This is a genomic window from Methylovirgula sp. 4M-Z18 (assembly GCF_037890675.1).
Lineage (GTDB): Bacteria > Pseudomonadota > Alphaproteobacteria > Rhizobiales > Beijerinckiaceae > 4M-Z18.
In genome coordinates this window covers 315,774-332,904 of sequence record NZ_CP149574.1, presented here as the reverse complement: position 1 = coordinate 332,904, position 17,131 = coordinate 315,774, and the positions used below count along the sequence as shown (strand labels likewise).

The 17,131-nt window shown below is 62.5% G+C and carries 17 protein-coding genes; 3 read left to right on the top strand and 14 right to left on the bottom strand.

Features of this window, described 5'->3' with window-relative positions:
- Positions 1–12 precede the first annotated feature (12 nt).
- Both V9T28_RS01465 and V9T28_RS01460 read left to right on the top strand, forming a co-directional pair.
- Positions 13–927, top strand: a complete 915-nt coding sequence (locus tag V9T28_RS01465; RefSeq protein WP_116400452.1) for an ABC transporter permease subunit — start codon at positions 13–15, stop codon at positions 925–927.
- Between the two features lie 16 nt (positions 928–943).
- Positions 944–2,014 (top strand): sn-glycerol-3-phosphate import ATP-binding protein UgpC, encoded by a 1,071-nt coding sequence (locus tag V9T28_RS01460; protein WP_116400451.1) that lies wholly within the window; start codon positions 944–946, stop codon positions 2,012–2,014.
- A gap of 34 nt (positions 2,015–2,048) precedes the next feature.
- Here V9T28_RS01460 and V9T28_RS01455 read toward each other — a convergent pair whose 3' ends face one another.
- The 6 genes from V9T28_RS01455 to V9T28_RS01430 all read right to left on the bottom strand — a co-directional run bounded on the left by V9T28_RS01455 (position 2,049) and on the right by V9T28_RS01430 (position 6,961).
- Entirely contained in the window at positions 2,049–2,822 is a 774-nt protein-coding gene (locus tag V9T28_RS01455) for an enoyl-CoA hydratase (RefSeq protein WP_116400450.1), read from the bottom strand.
- Positions 2,823–2,839: 17 nt separating this feature from the next.
- Positions 2,840–3,328 carry a GNAT family N-acetyltransferase gene (locus tag V9T28_RS01450; protein WP_116400449.1) on the bottom strand — a complete coding sequence of 163 codons (489 nt, stop codon included), beginning with the start codon at positions 3,326–3,328 and terminating at the stop codon, positions 2,840–2,842.
- Complete coding sequence (locus V9T28_RS01445; protein ID WP_116400448.1) at positions 3,328–3,612, bottom strand: hypothetical protein; 285 nt, start codon at positions 3,610–3,612, stop codon at positions 3,328–3,330. The genes V9T28_RS01450 and V9T28_RS01445 overlap by 1 nt, the downstream gene beginning before the upstream one ends.
- Positions 3,613–3,631: 19 nt before the next feature.
- A complete protein-coding gene (locus V9T28_RS01440) occupies positions 3,632–5,083 on the bottom strand; it encodes an aldehyde dehydrogenase family protein (RefSeq protein ID WP_116400447.1) in 1,452 nt (483 codons plus the stop codon).
- A 122-nt stretch (positions 5,084–5,205) separates the two neighbouring features.
- Positions 5,206–6,276 carry a nickel/cobalt transporter gene (locus V9T28_RS01435; protein ID WP_245424061.1) on the bottom strand — a complete coding sequence of 357 codons (1,071 nt, stop codon included), beginning with the start codon at positions 6,274–6,276 and terminating at the stop codon, positions 5,206–5,208.
- A gap of 70 nt (positions 6,277–6,346) precedes the next feature.
- A complete protein-coding gene (locus tag V9T28_RS01430; protein WP_158554769.1) occupies positions 6,347–6,961 on the bottom strand; it encodes a DUF1007 family protein in 615 nt (204 codons plus the stop codon).
- Positions 6,962–7,208: 247 nt separating this feature from the next.
- Here V9T28_RS01430 and V9T28_RS01425 point away from each other — a divergent pair, with 247 nt between their 5' ends.
- Positions 7,209–10,724: an indolepyruvate ferredoxin oxidoreductase family protein gene (locus V9T28_RS01425; protein WP_116400445.1), complete on the top strand. Its 3,516-nt coding sequence runs from the start codon at positions 7,209–7,211 to the stop codon at positions 10,722–10,724.
- A gap of 36 nt (positions 10,725–10,760) precedes the next feature.
- On the opposite strand, the gene ureG is transcribed toward V9T28_RS01425, so the two are convergent.
- The 8 genes from ureG to urtE all read right to left on the bottom strand — a co-directional run bounded on the left by ureG (position 10,761) and on the right by urtE (position 17,130).
- Positions 10,761–11,378 (bottom strand): urease accessory protein UreG, encoded by a 618-nt coding sequence (gene ureG / locus V9T28_RS01420; RefSeq protein WP_116400444.1) that lies wholly within the window; start codon positions 11,376–11,378, stop codon positions 10,761–10,763.
- The gene (locus V9T28_RS01415; protein ID WP_116400443.1) at positions 11,375–12,073 is read right to left on the bottom strand and encodes an urease accessory protein UreF; all 699 of its coding nucleotides are present in this window, start codon (positions 12,071–12,073) and stop codon (positions 11,375–11,377) included. Before V9T28_RS01415 ends, ureG begins: the two co-directional genes overlap by 4 nt.
- A gap of 17 nt (positions 12,074–12,090) precedes the next feature.
- Complete coding sequence (locus tag V9T28_RS01410) at positions 12,091–12,750, bottom strand: urease accessory protein UreE (protein ID WP_116400442.1); 660 nt, start codon at positions 12,748–12,750, stop codon at positions 12,091–12,093.
- Positions 12,751–12,757: 7 nt separating this feature from the next.
- Positions 12,758–13,057, bottom strand: coding sequence for a putative quinol monooxygenase (locus V9T28_RS01405; RefSeq protein ID WP_116400441.1), 300 nt, complete (start codon positions 13,055–13,057; stop codon positions 12,758–12,760).
- 20 nt (positions 13,058–13,077) lie between these two features.
- Positions 13,078–14,808 (bottom strand): urease subunit alpha, encoded by a 1,731-nt coding sequence (gene ureC, locus V9T28_RS01400; protein ID WP_116400440.1) that lies wholly within the window; start codon positions 14,806–14,808, stop codon positions 13,078–13,080.
- A gap of 11 nt (positions 14,809–14,819) precedes the next feature.
- A complete protein-coding gene (locus V9T28_RS01395) occupies positions 14,820–15,542 on the bottom strand; it encodes an urease subunit gamma (RefSeq protein ID WP_116400439.1) in 723 nt (240 codons plus the stop codon).
- 84 nt (positions 15,543–15,626) lie between these two features.
- Positions 15,627–16,460, bottom strand: coding sequence for an urease accessory protein UreD (locus tag V9T28_RS01390; RefSeq protein ID WP_116400438.1), 834 nt, complete (start codon positions 16,458–16,460; stop codon positions 15,627–15,629).
- Positions 16,435–17,130: an urea ABC transporter ATP-binding subunit UrtE gene (urtE, locus tag V9T28_RS01385; RefSeq protein WP_116400437.1), complete on the bottom strand. Its 696-nt coding sequence runs from the start codon at positions 17,128–17,130 to the stop codon at positions 16,435–16,437. The genes V9T28_RS01390 and urtE overlap by 26 nt, the downstream gene beginning before the upstream one ends.
- Position 17,131 lies beyond the last annotated feature (1 nt).

Genomic DNA, 17,131 nt, shown 5'->3' with positions numbered 1-17,131 from the left:
TGAGCGAGCGCCATGGTCGAACGCACTCCCATCCTCAACATCGTCACGCAAATCCTGCTGGCGCTTGGTCTCCTCATCACGCTCGCGCCCTTCGTGCTCGCCGGCATCGCCGCGACGCAGGACCTTGCCACCGTCAATGAGGTGCCTATGCCGCTCTGGCCGGGGCACGAGCTCATGACCAATCTGAAGGCCGCCTGGGAGCGTGCGGATTTCGGCACCAAGCTGCCGAATAGCCTGATTTTCGCCTTCGGCGTTGGGTTCGGCAAAGTGATGATCTCAATGATCTCCGCCTATTCCATCGTGTACTTCAACTATCGCGGCCGCACGGTCATCTTCTGGCTGATCTTCGTGACCCTCATGCTGCCGCTCGAAGTGCGCATCGTGCCAAGCTATGCGGTCGCCGCCAATGCGCTGTCGCCTTATCAAACGATCCTCGACATCACCGGCATTTCCTGGCTCGTCGCGACCGTCTCGGGCCTGCGCATCGACCTGCAGTGGAACATGCTCAACTCCCACATGGGCCTCATCCTGCCGCTGATCGCGACGGCGACCGGCACGTTTCTGTATCGGCAATTCTTCCTCACCTTACCCGAGGAATTGGTCGAAGCCGCAAAAATGGACGGCGCCGGCGCGCTGCGCTTCTTCTGGGATATTCTCTTGCCGCTGTCGCGCACCAATATCGTGGCGCTGTTCACGATCATGTTCGTGTGGTCCTGGAACGAATATCTCTGGCCGCTGCTGGTGACGCCGGACAACAATTCGCGCGTCGCCGTCACAGGCCTGCTCGAACTGGTTCCCGGCAAGAACGGCATTCCGGAATGGAACATCGCCATGGCCGGCACGCTGATCGTGATGCTGCCGCCGCTTCTTTTGGTCGTCTTCATGCAACGCTGGTTCGTGCGCGGCCTGATCGCAACGGAAAAATAATTGAGGATTGACTCCCATGACCGAAATCAGCCTGCGCCAGGTGCGCAAAAGCTACGGCAAGATCGAGACCATTCACGGCGTCGAGTTCGACATCCACGATGGTGAATTCATCGTCATGCTCGGGCCCTCCGGCTGCGGCAAGTCCACCTTGCTGCGCATGATTGCCGGGCTCGAGGAGATCACCTCCGGCGAAATCTCCATCGGCGGCCATGTCGTCAACAAGCTGGAGCCGAACGAGCGCGGCTGCGCCATGGTGTTTCAAAACTATGCGCTCTACCCGCATATGTCGGTTGCCGAAAACATCGGCTACAGCCTGAAGATCGCCGGCGTGCCGAAGGCCGAGCGGCAGCAGCGGATCGACAAGATCGCCGCGACCTTGGGTCTGAAGGACTATCTCACTCGCCGCCCAGCGGAATTGTCGGGCGGCCAGCGCCAGCGTGTCGCGATGGGCCGGGCGATGATCCGCGAACCCAAGGTCTTTTTGTTCGACGAGCCTCTGTCCAATCTCGACGCGCGCCTGCGCGTGCAAATGCGCGCCGAATTGCGGCGGATGCACCAGCGCCTGCGGACGACGTCGATTTTCGTCACCCATGATCAGATCGAGGCCATGACGCTCGCCGACCGCCTGGTCGTGCTCAACCAGGGCCATGTCGAACAGATCGGCACGCCGGCCGAAGTCTACAACAAGCCGGCCACCCGTTTCGTCGCGAGCTTCATCGGCTCGCCGCCGATGAGCCTCATCGACGGCAAGATCGACGGCGGCAACATCTTCGTCCAAAGGGACGGCGGCGCGCGTCTTGCCCTGACGCCGAACCGGGCCGATATGGCGGGCCGTCCGGTGACGCTGGGCGTGCGCCCGGAAGCGGCAAGCCTCGCAACGAACGGCGCAGCCGGAACGGTGGCCGCCCGGGTCGATTTCGTCGAGGAATTGGGAGCCGGCCGCATCGTGCAGGCCGATCTCAACGGCACGCCCTTCGCCATCGCCCTCAACGATGAGCGCCGTATCAATTCAGGCGATACGGTCCATATCGACGTGCCGCCGGACGCGATCCATCTTTACGATTTGGCGACCGGGTCGAGACTGTAAAGTTCGGAAGCGGCCGGAAAGCTCCGGCTCGCCCCTACCCGTGCTTGAACTGTGCCGGGCGCTTCTCAACGAAGGCCGCCATGCCTTCCTTCTGGCCTTCCGTCCCCAACAGCGAGTGGAACACGCGGCGTTCGAAGCGGACGCCTTCGGCCAGGGTCGTCTCATAGGCCCGGTTGACGCTCTCCTTGGCGATCATGACGGCGGGCAGCGACAAGGCGGCGATCGTGGCGGCTGCTTTCAAGGCCTCTTCAAGCAATTGCGCGGCCGGCACGACGCGGGCGACAAGGCCAGAGCGTTCGGCTTCCTGCGCGTCCATCATTCGGCCGGTCAAGCACAGATCCATCGCTTTCGACTTGCCGACGATCCGGGTCAGGCGCTGCGTGCCGCCCGCGCCGGGAATGACGCCAAGCTTGATCTCAGGCTGGCCGAATTTGGCCGTGTCGGCGGCAATGATGAAATCGCACATCATCGCGAGTTCGCAGCCGCCGCCCAGCGCAAAGCCCGCCACCGCCGCGATCACCGGCTTGCGGGCGCGGGAAAGCTGCTCCCAGCTCGAAATGAAATCTTCGAGATAGGCGTCCATATAGGTTTTGGACTGCATCTCCTTGATGTCGGCACCGGCCGCGAAAGCCTTTTCCGATCCGGTCAGGACGATACAGCCGATGCCCGCATCCGCCTCGAAGGCGGTCAGCGCAGCATTCAATTCGGTGATCAGCGCGGCATTCAAGGCGTTGAGCGCCTGCGGGCGGTTGAGGCGGATCAGCCCGACCCGGTCATGGGTTTCAACCAGGATCGTCTCGTAACTCATCGTACCTCCCGTCATGCTCATACCTGCCGCTGCATCAGCAGGAGATCCAGAAATTGGTTCTTCTTGTAGCCGACCTGGGGCATCAGGCCAACCTTGTCGAAGCCCATTGCCTTGTGCAGGGCGACCGAGCCATCGTTCGGCAGGGCGATCGCCGCGACCATCATATGCACGCCGCGCTCCCGCGCGATATCGAGGAGCGCGTTCATCAAGGCCCGACCGACGCCCGCGCCGCGCCGCTCGGGCATGATGTAGACCGAATTTTCGACCGTGCGGTGATAGCCGGCAAAGGGACGGAAATCGCCATAGGTGGCGTAACCGGCAAAACCCTGCGCATCTTCGGCGATCAGGAGCGGAAAGTTGCGCGCCCGCTTGTCGTGCAGCCAGGTGCGCCGGTTGTCGAGATCCACCGGATCGTATTGCCAGATCGCGAGACTATTCAGGATAGCGTCGTTGTAGAGGGCAAGCATGGCGGGAAGATCGCGCTCTTCCGCCTCGCGAATCTGCATCAGAATGGCTCCGTCCAGTTTTTACCGGGTTGTTTCTTCAAGTAGCCGGACCGACCGATCCAAAACGGGAGCGCGGTCAGAGCAGAATAGAACAGCAAATACGGAGTCACGCCGAGGTTGAAGGCGTCTCCTCGTATCGCCTGCAGCAGCATAAGAGCGAAGCCGCAAACAATGAGAATCCAGCCAACAACCCATGAGTGGCCCTCCCTGCCAAGGTGATAGCCAAGCATGGGCAGCGTAGAGATAAGAATGAGCGGCAGATGGCTAACAATCCATGAAAGCATACGAAACCTCGGATTGCGATCAATCCTCGCCCCAGTTCAGCATGCCTTTCAATTCGACGAAAGCCTCCAGGCCCCATTCGCCATATTCGCGACCATTGCCGCTTTGCTTGAACCCACCGAACGGCACGGTGAGATCGCCGGCCGGTTCGTTGATATAGATCGAGCCGGCGCGCAGACGGGTGGCGATGTCGCGCACCACCTTCATATCCTTGCCCTGGATGTAAGCGGCGAGGCCATACACCGTGTCATTCGCCTCAACGACCGCCTGCTCCAGATCGGAATAGGGCAGAATCGCCAGGACCGGGCCGAAGATTTCCTCGCGCGAGACTGCCATCTCGTGTTTCACATTAGCGAACACGGTCGGGCGGACGAAGCAACCGCGATTGATGCCCTGCGGCAGGCCGAGGCCGCCGGTCACGAGCGTCGCGCCCTCCGCAATACCGCGCGCGATCAGCCCCTGGATGCGATTGTATTGCGCCGCATAAGCAACCGGGCCGAGCGTCGTTTTCGGATCGCTGGGCGAGCCGACCACGAAAGCCTCCGCCGCCGCTTTGGCGTAATGCGCGGCCTCGTCATGCAGATGCGCCGGCACGAACATGCGGGTCGGTGCGTCGCAGGACTGGCCGTTGTTGACATAGCAATTGTTGACGCCGCGCGTGACCGCGAGCTTCAGATCGGCATCGGCGAGAATGATATTGGGCGACTTGCCGCCAAGTTCCTGATGCACGCGCTTGACCGTATCGGCGGCGGTCTTCGCCACCTGAATGCCGGCGCGGGTCGAGCCGGTGAAAGACATCATGTCGATGTGCGGATGGCGCGACATCGCCTCGCCCACCGAGACGCCATCACCGTTGACGAGGTTGAACACGCCCTTCGGCACACCCGCCTTGCTCAACACTTCGGCGAACAGCAGCGCATCGAGCGGCGACACTTCGCTCGGTTTCAGCACGATGGTGCAGCCCGCCGCGAGCGCAGGGGCGACTTTGCACACGACCTGATTGATCGGCCAGTTCCACGGCGTGATGAGCCCGCACACGCCGACTGCTTCGCGCACGATTTTGGTGACGCCGCGCGTGATCTCGAACGGGAAATGTTCGAGTACGCGGATCATTTCGACGAAATGTTCGCGCCCCGCCGCTACTTGCGACTCGCGGCTGAAGGTGATCGGCGTGCCCATCTCCAAGGTCATGAGCTGGGCGAAATCCTCGGCGTGCTGGTCGTAAACCGCAACGATGCGCTCGAGCAAAGCGCGGCGCTCCTGCGGCGTCGTGCGGGAGAAGCTCGGGAAAGCCCGGCGCGCTGCCTGCACCGCACGATCGACATCCGCCGCATTGCCATAAGCGATTTCGGCGATCGGCTCGTTGGTCGCAGGATCGATGACATCGCCGCGGACGTGGCTAATGGGATCGACCCACGCGCCGTCGATGAAGAACTTCTTGTGCCAAGCGTGGCTGGCGAGCGCCGATGTCATGATGCCTCCGGGGAGCGAATGATCGCATGAAGGCCTGGACTATGCCGGAGAGGAAGATAGGTCAATCCACGCGGCCCGACGCCGCGCGTTCTGAAAGCGACCCTAGGGGCGGGTGCCGATCTCTAAGCGCCGTACTGGATGAGGCCGAACAGCAGGCCGGTGCCGAACAGGAAGATGAAGACCGCAGCGACCACTTCTAAGCCTCGCAAGGCGACTTCTCCCTTGCGCGATTGTGCGCCGGTGAGCCGCAGCGCGACGCCGCGCGCCAAGACCGCCACGCTCGCCAGCGCGCTCGTGGTGATGGCCGTGCCGACCGCCATGGCGAAAGCCGCTGTGACGCCGACCCAGAACACGCCCTGGGCGAGCGCGAAGACCAGGACGAGAATGGCGCCGGAACAGGGACGCGACCCCGCGGCGAACACGGTCAGAAGCGCGCTTTTCCAGGAAAAATCGTCGCCGAGCGTACGCGGATCGGGCGCATGGTAATGCCCGCAGGTCTCGTCATGAATATGGATGGCGCCATAGCCAAGGCCATGCGGATCGAAGCAGGTCAGATCGGCGCTCGGGGGCGCGGCATAATAGCCCGCGGCGAAGGACAGCGCCGGTAAGGCCCGTATCGCGACGAGCCCCTGCAGGGCGCGGAAGAAAGCCTCGCCCTTCGTCCAGATTAGCCACGTGCCGAGCATGGCGATGCCGCCGTAGCTGATGAGCTCGACCTTGTTGGTGGCACAGGTCATGATCGGCGCGGTGGCGTGAAAGCCGATGGCCGCGATGCCGATGATCGCGACGGCGACCATCGCCTGCAGCGCCGAGGCGATGGCCGCGATGACGATGCCACGCTTCAACGCCTGCTCGTTGGCCAGCATATAGGATGCAACCACCGCCTTGCCGTGCCCCGGCCCTGCGGCGTGGAACACGCCATAGGCAAAGCAAACCGCCAGCAGCAGCCACAGCGCCGCCGGACTGGTTTGGGTCGCGCGCACTGCCGCCGCGATCTGCAGGTTGTATTCGCTCTGTTTGCGCAAAATCCAGCCGGTGAACCCAAACGGACTGCCGCCGCCCTCCGTGATGCCCATGCTGAATGGGCTCAGGCCGCCGGGACGGGCGCAAGACAAGGCCGCCGGATGCCAGATCAGGAAGGCGGCGATGCAGGCGGCAGCGACCGTGAGGAAGAAAAGGAGGCGTTTATTCATGCCCAGCGCGTTCCGAATCCTGCTCCCCGTTTCGCTCAAGAGAATGGATAGAGGCCCAATTATGGTTCTTTCAAGGACAGGCGACGACCAATTGGCTGGCGAGCTTGATCGAGAAGGCCGCGTCGAGGGCAAAATTCTCTGACTTTGCCATGGCCAATTCCTGGGTTTCGTTCGCCATCAGCGGCCCCGGCCGGATGACGCTGGCCGAACAGCCTTTCGGCGCATTGATCAAGGTCACCGCATCGTTGCCCTTGGTGACTTCGAAATCGACGAAAAAGGTCGGGTCGTAGACTTTCACCGAAAAGGACTTCTTGGCGCTCGCCGGCTCCTTCAGCGGCAACGTGTAATAGAGCGTCACCGTCTTGTCCGGGTTTTCCTCCATGGCCGCGTCGGTCGGCGTGCCATACTCCAGTTCCTTACCGGCCATTTTGCTCAACGTGTAATAGCCGAGCTCTGCAAGGCTATCGACATTGCTCTTCGCCAGCGGCGCGAGCACTTCGCGCGACGCCGTTTTGCCTGCATCCGCGAGACCCTGAAGGACAAAGGACGAGTACATATCGTCGAAGGTCCAGCTCTGCTTGATAGCTGTGACCTCGCCCTGACTGTTGAAGACGATCGCCGCTTTGGTCGTGACGAAGACATGCGGATGGGCATGGGCCGCGCCGACCGCGCAACCTGTGAGCAAAGCCGCTCCCGTTAGCCTCGTTACCGTCCTGCGAACCGATCTCATCATGTGCTTGCTTTACTCCGCCCAGCCGCCAACGCCAACCGCCCGTAACGGCTGACTCCGGCAAAATCGAGACGCGGGCTTGAACAAACCAGATGTTGACCGGACACGACAAATATGTCAGTAACGCTGACCTATGAAAATGGCCCCGGCGGCCCTATGAATATTGGCACCAGGCCGGATGATTCCGGCAGGAGGAACGCGCATGACCGATGCAGTCAAGGGCCAGTCGGCCCCGGGCGATGTTCACTTGGCTGAAGTTTCTCTCGACGACAAATACGACCTGACGAAATCCCGGGTGTTTGTCTCAGGAAATCAAGCGATTGCCCGTCTCCTGCTGATGCAGAAGGAGCGCGACCGGCAAGCCGGCCTCAACACCGCCGCCTTCGTTTCGGGCTATCGCGGCTCGCCGCTTTCCACCCTCGACCAGACGCTGCTCCGTGCCGGCAAAGTGCTGAAAGCCCAGGATATTGTCTTCCAGCCCGGCCTCAACGAAGAGCTTGCGGCGACCGCCGTCTGGGGCTCGCAGCAGGCGGAGATGCGCGGTGAAGGCAAGTTCGACGGCGTCTTTTCCATCTGGTACGGCAAGGGACCGGGGGTCGACCGCTCCGGCGACGTCTTCCGCCACGCCAACCTCGCCGGCACCTCGCCGCATGGCGGCGTGCTCGCCCTGATGGGCGACGATCATACGGCGGAAAGCTCGACCACGGCGCACCAGTCGGAGTTTCATTTCGTCGACGTGATGATCCCGGTTCTGTCGCCGGCCGGCGTGCAGGAGATTTTCGATTACGGCCTCTATGGCTGGGCCCTGAGCCGCTTCGCCGGGGTTTGGGTCGGCCTGAAATGCGTGAAGGACACGATCGAATCGACCGCCTCGATCGACGGCAGCATCGATCGCGTCCAACCCGTCATTCCGGCCGATTTCAAAATTCCGGAAGGCGGTCTCAACATCCGCCCGCGCGACGGCGTACTTGCACAAGAGGCGCGGCTACAGGATTATAAGCGCGACGCCATCGTCGCCTGGTTACGCGCCAACAAACTCAACCACACCATCATGTCGGGTGGGCCGAATGCCAAGGTCGGCGTGATCACGGTCGGCAAATCCTATCTCGATGTGCGCCAGGCGCTCGACGGTCTCGGCATCGACGAGGTCAAGGCCAATCGAATTGGCCTGCGGCTCTATAAGATCGGCTGCCCCTGGCCGCTCGAGCCGGAGGGCCTGAAGGAATTCGCGCGCGGCCTCGATCTCATCATCGTGGTCGAGGAAAAGCGCTCGCTGATCGAAGTGCAGGTGCGCGAAGAGCTTTACGGCAGCGCGCACCAGCCGACCTGCGTTGGCAAGAAGGACGAACAAGGTAACTGGCTCTTCCCGATCAAGGCCTCGCTCGATCCCAATGACATTGCAGTCGCCATCGGCGAGCGCCTCCTGCGCTACAACCGCGACCAGGATATCGAGCGCCGGGTGCAGCGCCTGCAGCAGGCGCAAGCCATGCTCGCCGAGACCCAGGACGCCGCCCAGCGTGTGCCCTATTTCTGCTCCGGCTGCCCGCACAATTCATCGACCAAAGTGCCGGAGGGCATGCGCGCCTATGCCGGCATCGGCTGCCATTACATGGTGCAATGGATGGACCGCGCCACCGAAGGCTTCACGCAGATGGGCGGCGAGGGCGCAAACTGGATCGGTGAAGCGCCTTTCTCGAAACGCGGCCACATTTTCCAGAATCTCGGCGACGGCACGTTCAACCATTCGGGCATTCTGGCGTTGCGCTGGGCGATCGATACCAACGCGCAGATGACCTACAAGATCCTCTTCAACGATGCGGTGGCGATGACCGGCGGCCAGCATCACGAAGGCGATCTGACGGTCGATCAACTGGCGCGGCAGGTCGCTGCCTGCGGCGCCAAGAAGATCGTGCTGGTAACGGACGAGCCCGACAAATATCCGCCCGGCATACAATGGCCGGCTGGCATCACGATCCATCACCGCAATGAGCTCGATCCGGTGCAGCGCGACCTTGCGCGCGTCGAGGGCACCAGCGTCATGATCTTCGATCAGACCTGCGCCGCGGAAAAGCGCCGCCGCCGCAAGCACGGGCTTTATCCCGATCCCAATAAGCGCGTCATCATCAACGAGCTTGTGTGCGAAGGCTGCGGCGATTGCGGCGTGCAAAGCAATTGCGTCTCGGTGCAGCCGGTCGAAACCGAATTCGGCCGCAAGCGGGTGATCGACCAGTCGAGCTGCAACAAGGATTTTTCTTGCGTCAATGGTTTCTGCCCGAGTTTCGTCACCGTGCATGGCGCGAAAATCCGCAAGGCCACGCGCAACGGTGCGGCGGAAAACGCGCCGCCGACCGACTTGCCCGAGCCGGTGCGGCGCGAGATCGGCGCGACACCTTACGGCATTCTTGTTACCGGCGTCGGTGGCACCGGCGTCGTGACCATCGGCGCCATTCTCGGCATGGCCGCGCATCTTGAAGGCAAGGGCTGCGGCATGATCGACATGGCCGGCCTCGCGCAAAAGGGCGGCGCGGTCTACAGTCATGTGAAACTGGCGCGCAAGCCCGATGACATTCACGCCATTCGCGTCGCGGCTGGCGAGGCGGACCTGGTTCTCGGCTGCGACCTCGTCGTCTCGGGCACGAAGAAAGTGCTTGCGGCCGTGCGCAAGGGCGAGACGGGCGTCGTCGTGAACACCGCCGAGATCTATCCCGGCGATTTCGCCCGTAACGCCGATTATTCGCTGCCGTCCGAGCGGATCAAACGGGCGATCCTCCAGACGGCCGGCGATTCGGCGCGCTTCGTCAACGCCACGGCGATCGCGACCTCACTGCTCGGCAATTCGATTGCCGCCAATATGTTCATGCTTGGGCTGGCCTATCAGCTTGGCTATGTGCCGTTGAGCGCGGCGGCAATCGAACAGGCGATTCATTTGAACGGCGAAGCGGTCAATATGAACGTGTCGGCCTTCCGCTGGGGCCGCCGTATGGCGATCGACCCGGCCGCAATCGAAACGCTCGTTGCCCCGCTGCGCAAAGCCGATCCGATGCTGCAACTCTCGCAGACTCTGGACGACATCGTCGCGCGGCGCGCGCAATTTCTAGCAGCTTACCAGAGCGCTCGTTACGCCCGCCGCTATCAGGCGACGGTACAGAAAATCCGCGAGGCAGAGGCGCGTGCCGTCCCGGGCAAAACCAATCTCAGCGAAGCGGTGGCCCGCTATCTGTTCAAGCTGATGGCGATCAAGGACGAGTATGAGGTTGCCCGCCTCTACACCGATGGGTCGTTCATGCGCCAGGTGCAGGCGACATTCGAAGGCGATCTGCGCTTCGAATTTCATCTCGCGCCGCCGATCCTCGGCCGCCGCGATGCGAACGGCCAGCCGGTGAAAACCGCTTTCGGTCCGTGGATGATGAAAGCGTTCAAAGTGCTGGCGTCGCTGAAAGGCTTGCGTGGCACGCTGCTCGACATTTTCGGCTACATGCCGGAGCGCAAGCACGAGCGCGCCCTTCTCGCCGATTACAAAAAGCTGCTCAACGAAATCGCGCGCGCGCTGACCCCGGGCAACCACGCCGCCGCCGTTGCGCTTGCCGCCCTGCCCGAGAAGATCCGCGGCTATGGCTATGTGAAGGAGCGGAATATCAAAACGGCGAAGGCCGAAGAGGAAAGCCTGCTGCAGCAGTTCCGCGCCCCGCAGCGACAGGTGCGGATGGCGGCGGAGTGAGAGGGTTCCCTTCGCCCCGTTTACGGGGAGAAGGATTCACCCTCGCAAGCCACCCTTCTCCTCGATGAACCTCGCCACTGCGTCGAGTCCTTCACCAGACTTCATATTGGTGAAGACGTAAGGCCGCGTCGGGCGCATCTGTTTGGCATCACGATCCATCACTTCGAGCGAGGCGCCGACATAGGGCGCAAGATCGATCTTGTTGATCACCAGCAAGTCCGAACGCGTGATGCCGGGACCGCCCTTGCGCGGAATTTTCTCGCCGCCCGAGACGTCGATCACGTAGATGGTGAGGTCGGCAAGCTCGGGCGAAAATGTGGCGGCCAGATTGTCGCCGCCGGATTCGATCAGGATCAGATCGAGCTTGGGGAATTTTCGGTTCATCTCGGCGATCGCGGCAAGATTGATCGACGCGTCCTCGCGAATGGCGGTATGCGGGCAGCCGCCGGTCTCGACCCCGATGATCCGTTCCGCCTCCAACGCGCCCGCGTCCGTGAGGATGCGCGCGTCTTCCTTCGTGTAAATGTCGTTGGTGATCGCGGCGATGTCATAGACGCTGCGGAAACGCTTGCACAGCATTTCCATGAGCGCGGTCTTGCCGGAACCGACGGGGCCGCCGATGCCGATGCGTAACGGGCCGTGATGTGATGTCATGAGCGGAACAACCTCGAATATTGCGTTTCATGTTTCAAGCTGGCGATGTCGGAGCGGAACGCTGCGCCGCCAAGATCGTCAAGTGTCGCGGCCTCGGCGAAGTCCGCAAGCGCGCGACAGTGCGGCGTGAGCGCGCGCAAGATTCGCTGTCCCTCGCTCTGGCCGAGCGGCCCGAGCCGCACCGCGGCTGAGACGAGATTCGCGATCAAAGCGAGCGCAAAGGCCTCCAGGCTGACGCGCAACGCAAACCCATGTCCGGCCGCCGCCACGGCGACGGCCACCGGATAGGCGACATCGCCGTCGAAAGCTAAGTCTTGCAAGGCTTTGCAAGGCCAAGCCGCGCGCACCGCCGAAAGAAATGCATTGCCTTGCGCAATCGTTTCCAAATGCCGCTCGCGCGAGGGGCTGAGCGCGATCGCAAGATCGTTGAGCTCTCGCAATTCCGCGTCGCCACCGTCGCGTACGAAACGCCAGGCTTGCGCGAACAGGATGCAATCGTTGTGCGGCGCGCCGTGTTCGAGCAAATCCTTGAGCCAGTTCTCCAACGTCACGCCGTCGGCAATATCACCGCATTCGACCGCCCATTCGATGGCGTGGCTGTAAGCAAAAGCGCCGACGGGAAAGGCCGGCGAAAGCCACAGGAACAGCGGCAATTCATGCAGCGCAGCCCGCCCCTGTTCCGTCTCACCTTCCATTGTGCGAATAAACCGCCTTAGCCGTGTTTGTGCTTGTGATCATGGTGCGCATGCCCGCAGCCGCAAGCGTCGTGATCGTGGTCATGGGGATCGTGCAGCGCGCGGGTGTGCGGATGCTCGTCCACATGGGCGCGCTCGATGTGGCCATGATGATCATGCACTGTGTGGCCGTGATGATGCTGGTGATCATGGTCGTGCCCATGATGATGATCATGGTCATGATGACCGTGCTCGTGATCGTCATGGCCGCCGGCATAGGCGCCGCCCTCCGGATCGAAGGGCGCTTCGATCGCCACCACTTTCGCGCCGAGGCCCTTCAGCATCTCCTCGATCACGTGGTCGGCGCGGATGCGCAGCTTGTTGTTCAGCACCTGCACCGGCAGGTGGCGGTTGCCGAGATGCCAGGCGACGCGGGTCAAATCGGTCGGCGTCGCGCAACGGATTTCGAGCAGCGCTTCCGGCGCGGCAACCACTTCGACCACCCGCCCGTCCTCGAGCGCGAGACCGTCGCCGGAGCGCAACATGAAGGCTTCCGGCAGATCGAGCAGAAACTCGACGCCGCGCACGCCCTTCATGGCGACGCGGCGGCGATGCCGATCGTCAAACTCCAGCACCACGGAATCCGCCGCGTCCTGATGCCAGGAGCCGCGTGCCAAAACTTGGGTTGCCCGTACCATGAATGCCTCACAAAAATTCGACGCCGGCCGGCGTAATCAGTTCGATGCGCGGCGCCTCGGCCAGACACTCGGCCGCCACCGCCGAGAACGCCTTGATATGGGGCGAAGAGAGATGCGCGTCCACGGCGGCGCGGTCTTGCCAGTGTTCGACGAAGCGGAACGTGCCGGGCTCGGTCACGCTTTCGTGCATATCGTAAAGGCCGCAGCCCGGCTCCTGGCGCGTAGCGCCGATACAGGTCCGCGCGGCGGCGATAAGGGCGTCGCGTTTGGCCACCTGGCACTTGAGCGTTGCAATGATGAACAGCATGTTTCCTCCGAAGCGCTATCTTAGAACAGGAAGTAGCGCTGCGCCATCGGGAGAACGGAGGCCGGTTCGCATACCAGCAGAACGCCATCCGCCGTCACCGCATAGGTTTCAGGATCGATGACGATCTTGGGCGTCGCGCCGTTGTGGATCATGCTCTTCTTCGAGATCTTGCCGCGTGTATTCTGCACGGGCACAAGCGTCTTGGCTACTTTCAACGCGCGCGCGAGCCCCTTGTCGAGCGCGGTTTGCGAGACGAAGGTCAGCGACGTTCCCGTGCGGGCCCGGCCATGCGCGCCGAACATAAGGCGGTAATGCACCGGCTGCGGCGTCGGGATCGACGCGTTCGGATCGCCCATCATCGAAGCGGCGATGACACCGCCCTTCACGATCAAATCGGGCTTCACGCCGAAGAAGGCCGGCGTCCACAGGACGAGATCGGCGAGCTTGCCCGGCTCGACCGAGCCGATATGTTTCGACACGCCATGGGCGATGGCGGGGTTGATCGTGTATTTCGCGACATAGCGCTTGGCGCGAGCATTATCGTTGCCGTTTTTGTCCTCAGGCAACGGCCCGCGTTGGCGCTTCATCTTGTCCGCCGTCTGCCAGGTGCGGATAATCACCTCGCCGACACGGCCCATCGCCTGACTGTCGGACGACATCATCGAGAGCGCACCGAGATCATGCAGAATATCCTCCGCCGCAATGGTTTCCTTGCGGATGCGGCTTTCGGCAAAGGCAAGGTCTTCCGGAATCGAGCCGTCGAGATGGTGGCACACCATCAACATGTCGAGATGCTCGTCGAGCGTGTTGCGGGTGAAGGGCCGCGTCGGATTGGTGGACGAAGGCAGCACGTTTTCGAGCCCCGCCACCGACATGATATCCGGCGCGTGGCCGCCGCCCGCGCCCTCTGTGTGGAAGGCATGAATGGTGCGGCCCTTGAACGCCTTGATCGTATCCTCGACAAAGCCGGATTCGTTCAGCGTATCGGTGTGGATCATCACTTGAATATCGTGATCGTCCGCCACCGACAGGCAGCAATCGATCGCCGCCGGCGTCGTACCCCAGTCCTCGTGCAGTTTCAGCGCGCAGGCGCCCGCCTCGATCTGCTCGACAAGCCCCTTGGCCAGCGACGCATTGCCCTTACCGGCGAAGCCCAGGTTCATCGGAAAGTCGTCCGCCGCCTCGATCATGCGGGCGATATGCCACGGGCCGGGCGTGCAGGTGGTGGCGAAGGTGCCGGTCGCGGGGCCGGTGCCGCCGCCCAGCATCGAGGTGACGCCCGACATCAGCGCCTCCTCGATCTGCTGCGGGCAGATGAAATGGATGTGCGTGTCGAAGCCGCCGGCGGTGAGGATTTTGCCCTCTCCCGCGATGACTTCCGTGCCGGGGCCCACGATGATGTCGACGCCCGGCTGAATATCCGGATTCCCGGCCTTGCCGATTTTCGCGATCCGGCCGTCACGCAAGCCCACATCCGCCTTGACGATGCCCCAATGGTCGAGGATCACCGCATTGGTGATGACCGTGTCGACCGCGCCTTCCTTGCGGGTCGCCTGCGCCTGGCCCATGCCGTCGCGGATCACCTTGCCGCCGCCGAACTTCACCTCCTCACCATAGGTGGTGCAATCGCGCTCGACCTCGATGAAAAGCTCAGTATCGGCCAGGCGGATACGATCGCCCGTCGTCGGGCCGAACATGTCGGCATAGGCCGCGCGCGGAAGAGAGGTGGGCTTCCAGTTTTTCTTCGCCATGAATGCCCCCTTCAGCGCTTCTTCGATTTGGTTTTGGCGGCCGGCTTGGCCTTCTTGGCGGCTTTTTTGACCGCCGCCTTCTTGGGCGCGGCCTTTTTAGCCGGTGCCCTGCCCTTCAGCGATCCCATCACATCCTGACGGAAGCCGTAGATTTTCTGAGCGCCGGAGATGGCGACAAGCCGCACCTCGCGGGTCTGGCCCGGTTCGAAGCGCACCGCCGTCCCCGCCGGAATGTCGAGCCGCATACCGCGCGCCGCCGCCCGATCGAAAGCAAGGCCGGGGTTGGTCTCGAAGAAATGATAATGGCTGCCGACCTGCACCGGCCTGTCGCCGGTGTTCGAGACGGTGAGTTGCACCGTATCGCGGTCGACATTCATCTCGATCTCGCCCTCAGGCGTGATGACTTCGCCGGGGGTCAGATCGGACTGCGCCCCGCGGATCGGGTGATGCACGGTCACAAGCTTGGTACCATCGGGAAACGTCGCCTCGACTTGAACGTCGTGGATCATCTCGGCGATGCCGTCCATTACCTGATCCGCGCGCACCACATGGGCGCCCGCTTCCATCAATTCGGCCACGGAGCGGCCATCGCGCGCGCCTTCGACGACATAATCGGTGATGAGCGCAATTGCTTCGGGATAATTCAGCTTCACCCCGCGCTCCAGGCGCCGCCGCGCCACATGGGCGGCCATGGCAATGAGCAATTTGTCCTTTTCGCGCGGAGTTAAATTCATATTCGGGGCCTCAGTTCATTGCGAACCGCGCTTGCGCGGGTTCGCAACATTTTTTTAAAAGGCTGAACTCGGGCATGCCCGAGTTCATTGCCAGACGCGCGGCGCGCTGCGGCGGCGCAAGGCGGCGAGAAGAGATACGATAGAAGCTCGCACATGTTCTGGCGAGGGGGAAATAAGCCGCACGAGCAGCATGCCATTCCAGGCGCTCGCGCCAGCTTCGGCCGATGAATCTTGGAGCGCGGCGCGCGCGACTTCCAGCTTGCTTTCCGCATCCGGTGCGACATGCAGCAGGGTCGCCACCATCCGTGCGCCGTTACCGCAGGCGCGGCGGTCCAGTATCGAAGCGATCGGACCACTGAGGCGAACATCCTCCGCGAAAATCAGGTGCCCATTTCGCTTGACGCGCCAGCGATCCCGGAAGATGCCATGGTGAACTGTCTCGCTACGCGCCAGACGGCCGAAGACAACGCTCTCCATCAACGTCAGCGATGAATCGGTTTCAAGAGACGCATCCAGCCTGCGTGAGAGAAGCGCCTGATCGAACAGGATCGTTTCCTGCGGCAACCATTCGAGGCCTGCCTCCGCGCCGATTTGTAATGTCACACCGACCTGTGTCGTTGCACCCTGGCTGCGGTAAATCTTTTCGGCTGACTGCGTGGTGACCGTGAGGTCGGCCTTGGCCTCCGCGATGAATGAATAGGATGCGTGATCGCCGCCCGCCATGCCGCCGCCGGTATTGATGAGGACGGCTTCGCAGCCCGACGCCACATGGGGGCAGCGCAGGCGCAGGCCGCCATGTTCGTAAGCCTGCATCAGCCGCGTGCGACCTGCCGTCGCGGCAAAACGCGCCCGAATCTCTCCCTTCGCCCGCACATAGGCCGGAACGATCCCCTCAGACGGACATGTAAGCGCGGACATCTGCCTCAACCATCTCGCCCCGCGTGCCCGCCAGCACGATTGAGCCGCGGTCCATCACGGCAAAATCGTCGGCAAGGTCGCGCGCGAATTCGAAATATTGCTCGACCAGCACGATGGCCATTTCGCCCTTGCCACGCAAATAGTCAATCGCCCGCCCAATGTCCTTGATGATCGACGGCTGGATGCCTTCGGTCGGCTCGTCCAACAGCAGCAATTTCGGCCGCGTCACCAGGGCGCGGCCGATCGCGAGCTGTTGCTGCTGGCCGCCCGACAGATCGCCGCCCCGCCGACCCATCATGTCCTTGAGGACAGGGAAAAGATCGAAAATCTCGTCCGGAATATAGCGGTTCGCGCGGGCGACCGGGGAGAAACCCGTTTCCAGATTTTCGCGCACGGTCAGCAGCGGAAAAATCTCGCGCCCCTGCGGCACATAGGCGATACCGCTTTTCGCGCGCTGGTGCGGCGCGGCCCTGGCCATGTCCTTCCCCTGCCACATCAGCGCGCCGGCGGCGATTTTCTGATGGCCGATGATGGCGCGCAGCAGGCTGGTCTTGCCGACACCGTTGCGACCCATGACGCAGAGCACACGGCCCGGCTTTGCCTCAAGCGAAACGCCGCGTAGAGCTTGCGCCGCACCATAGAACAGATCGATCGATTGGATGTTTAGCATC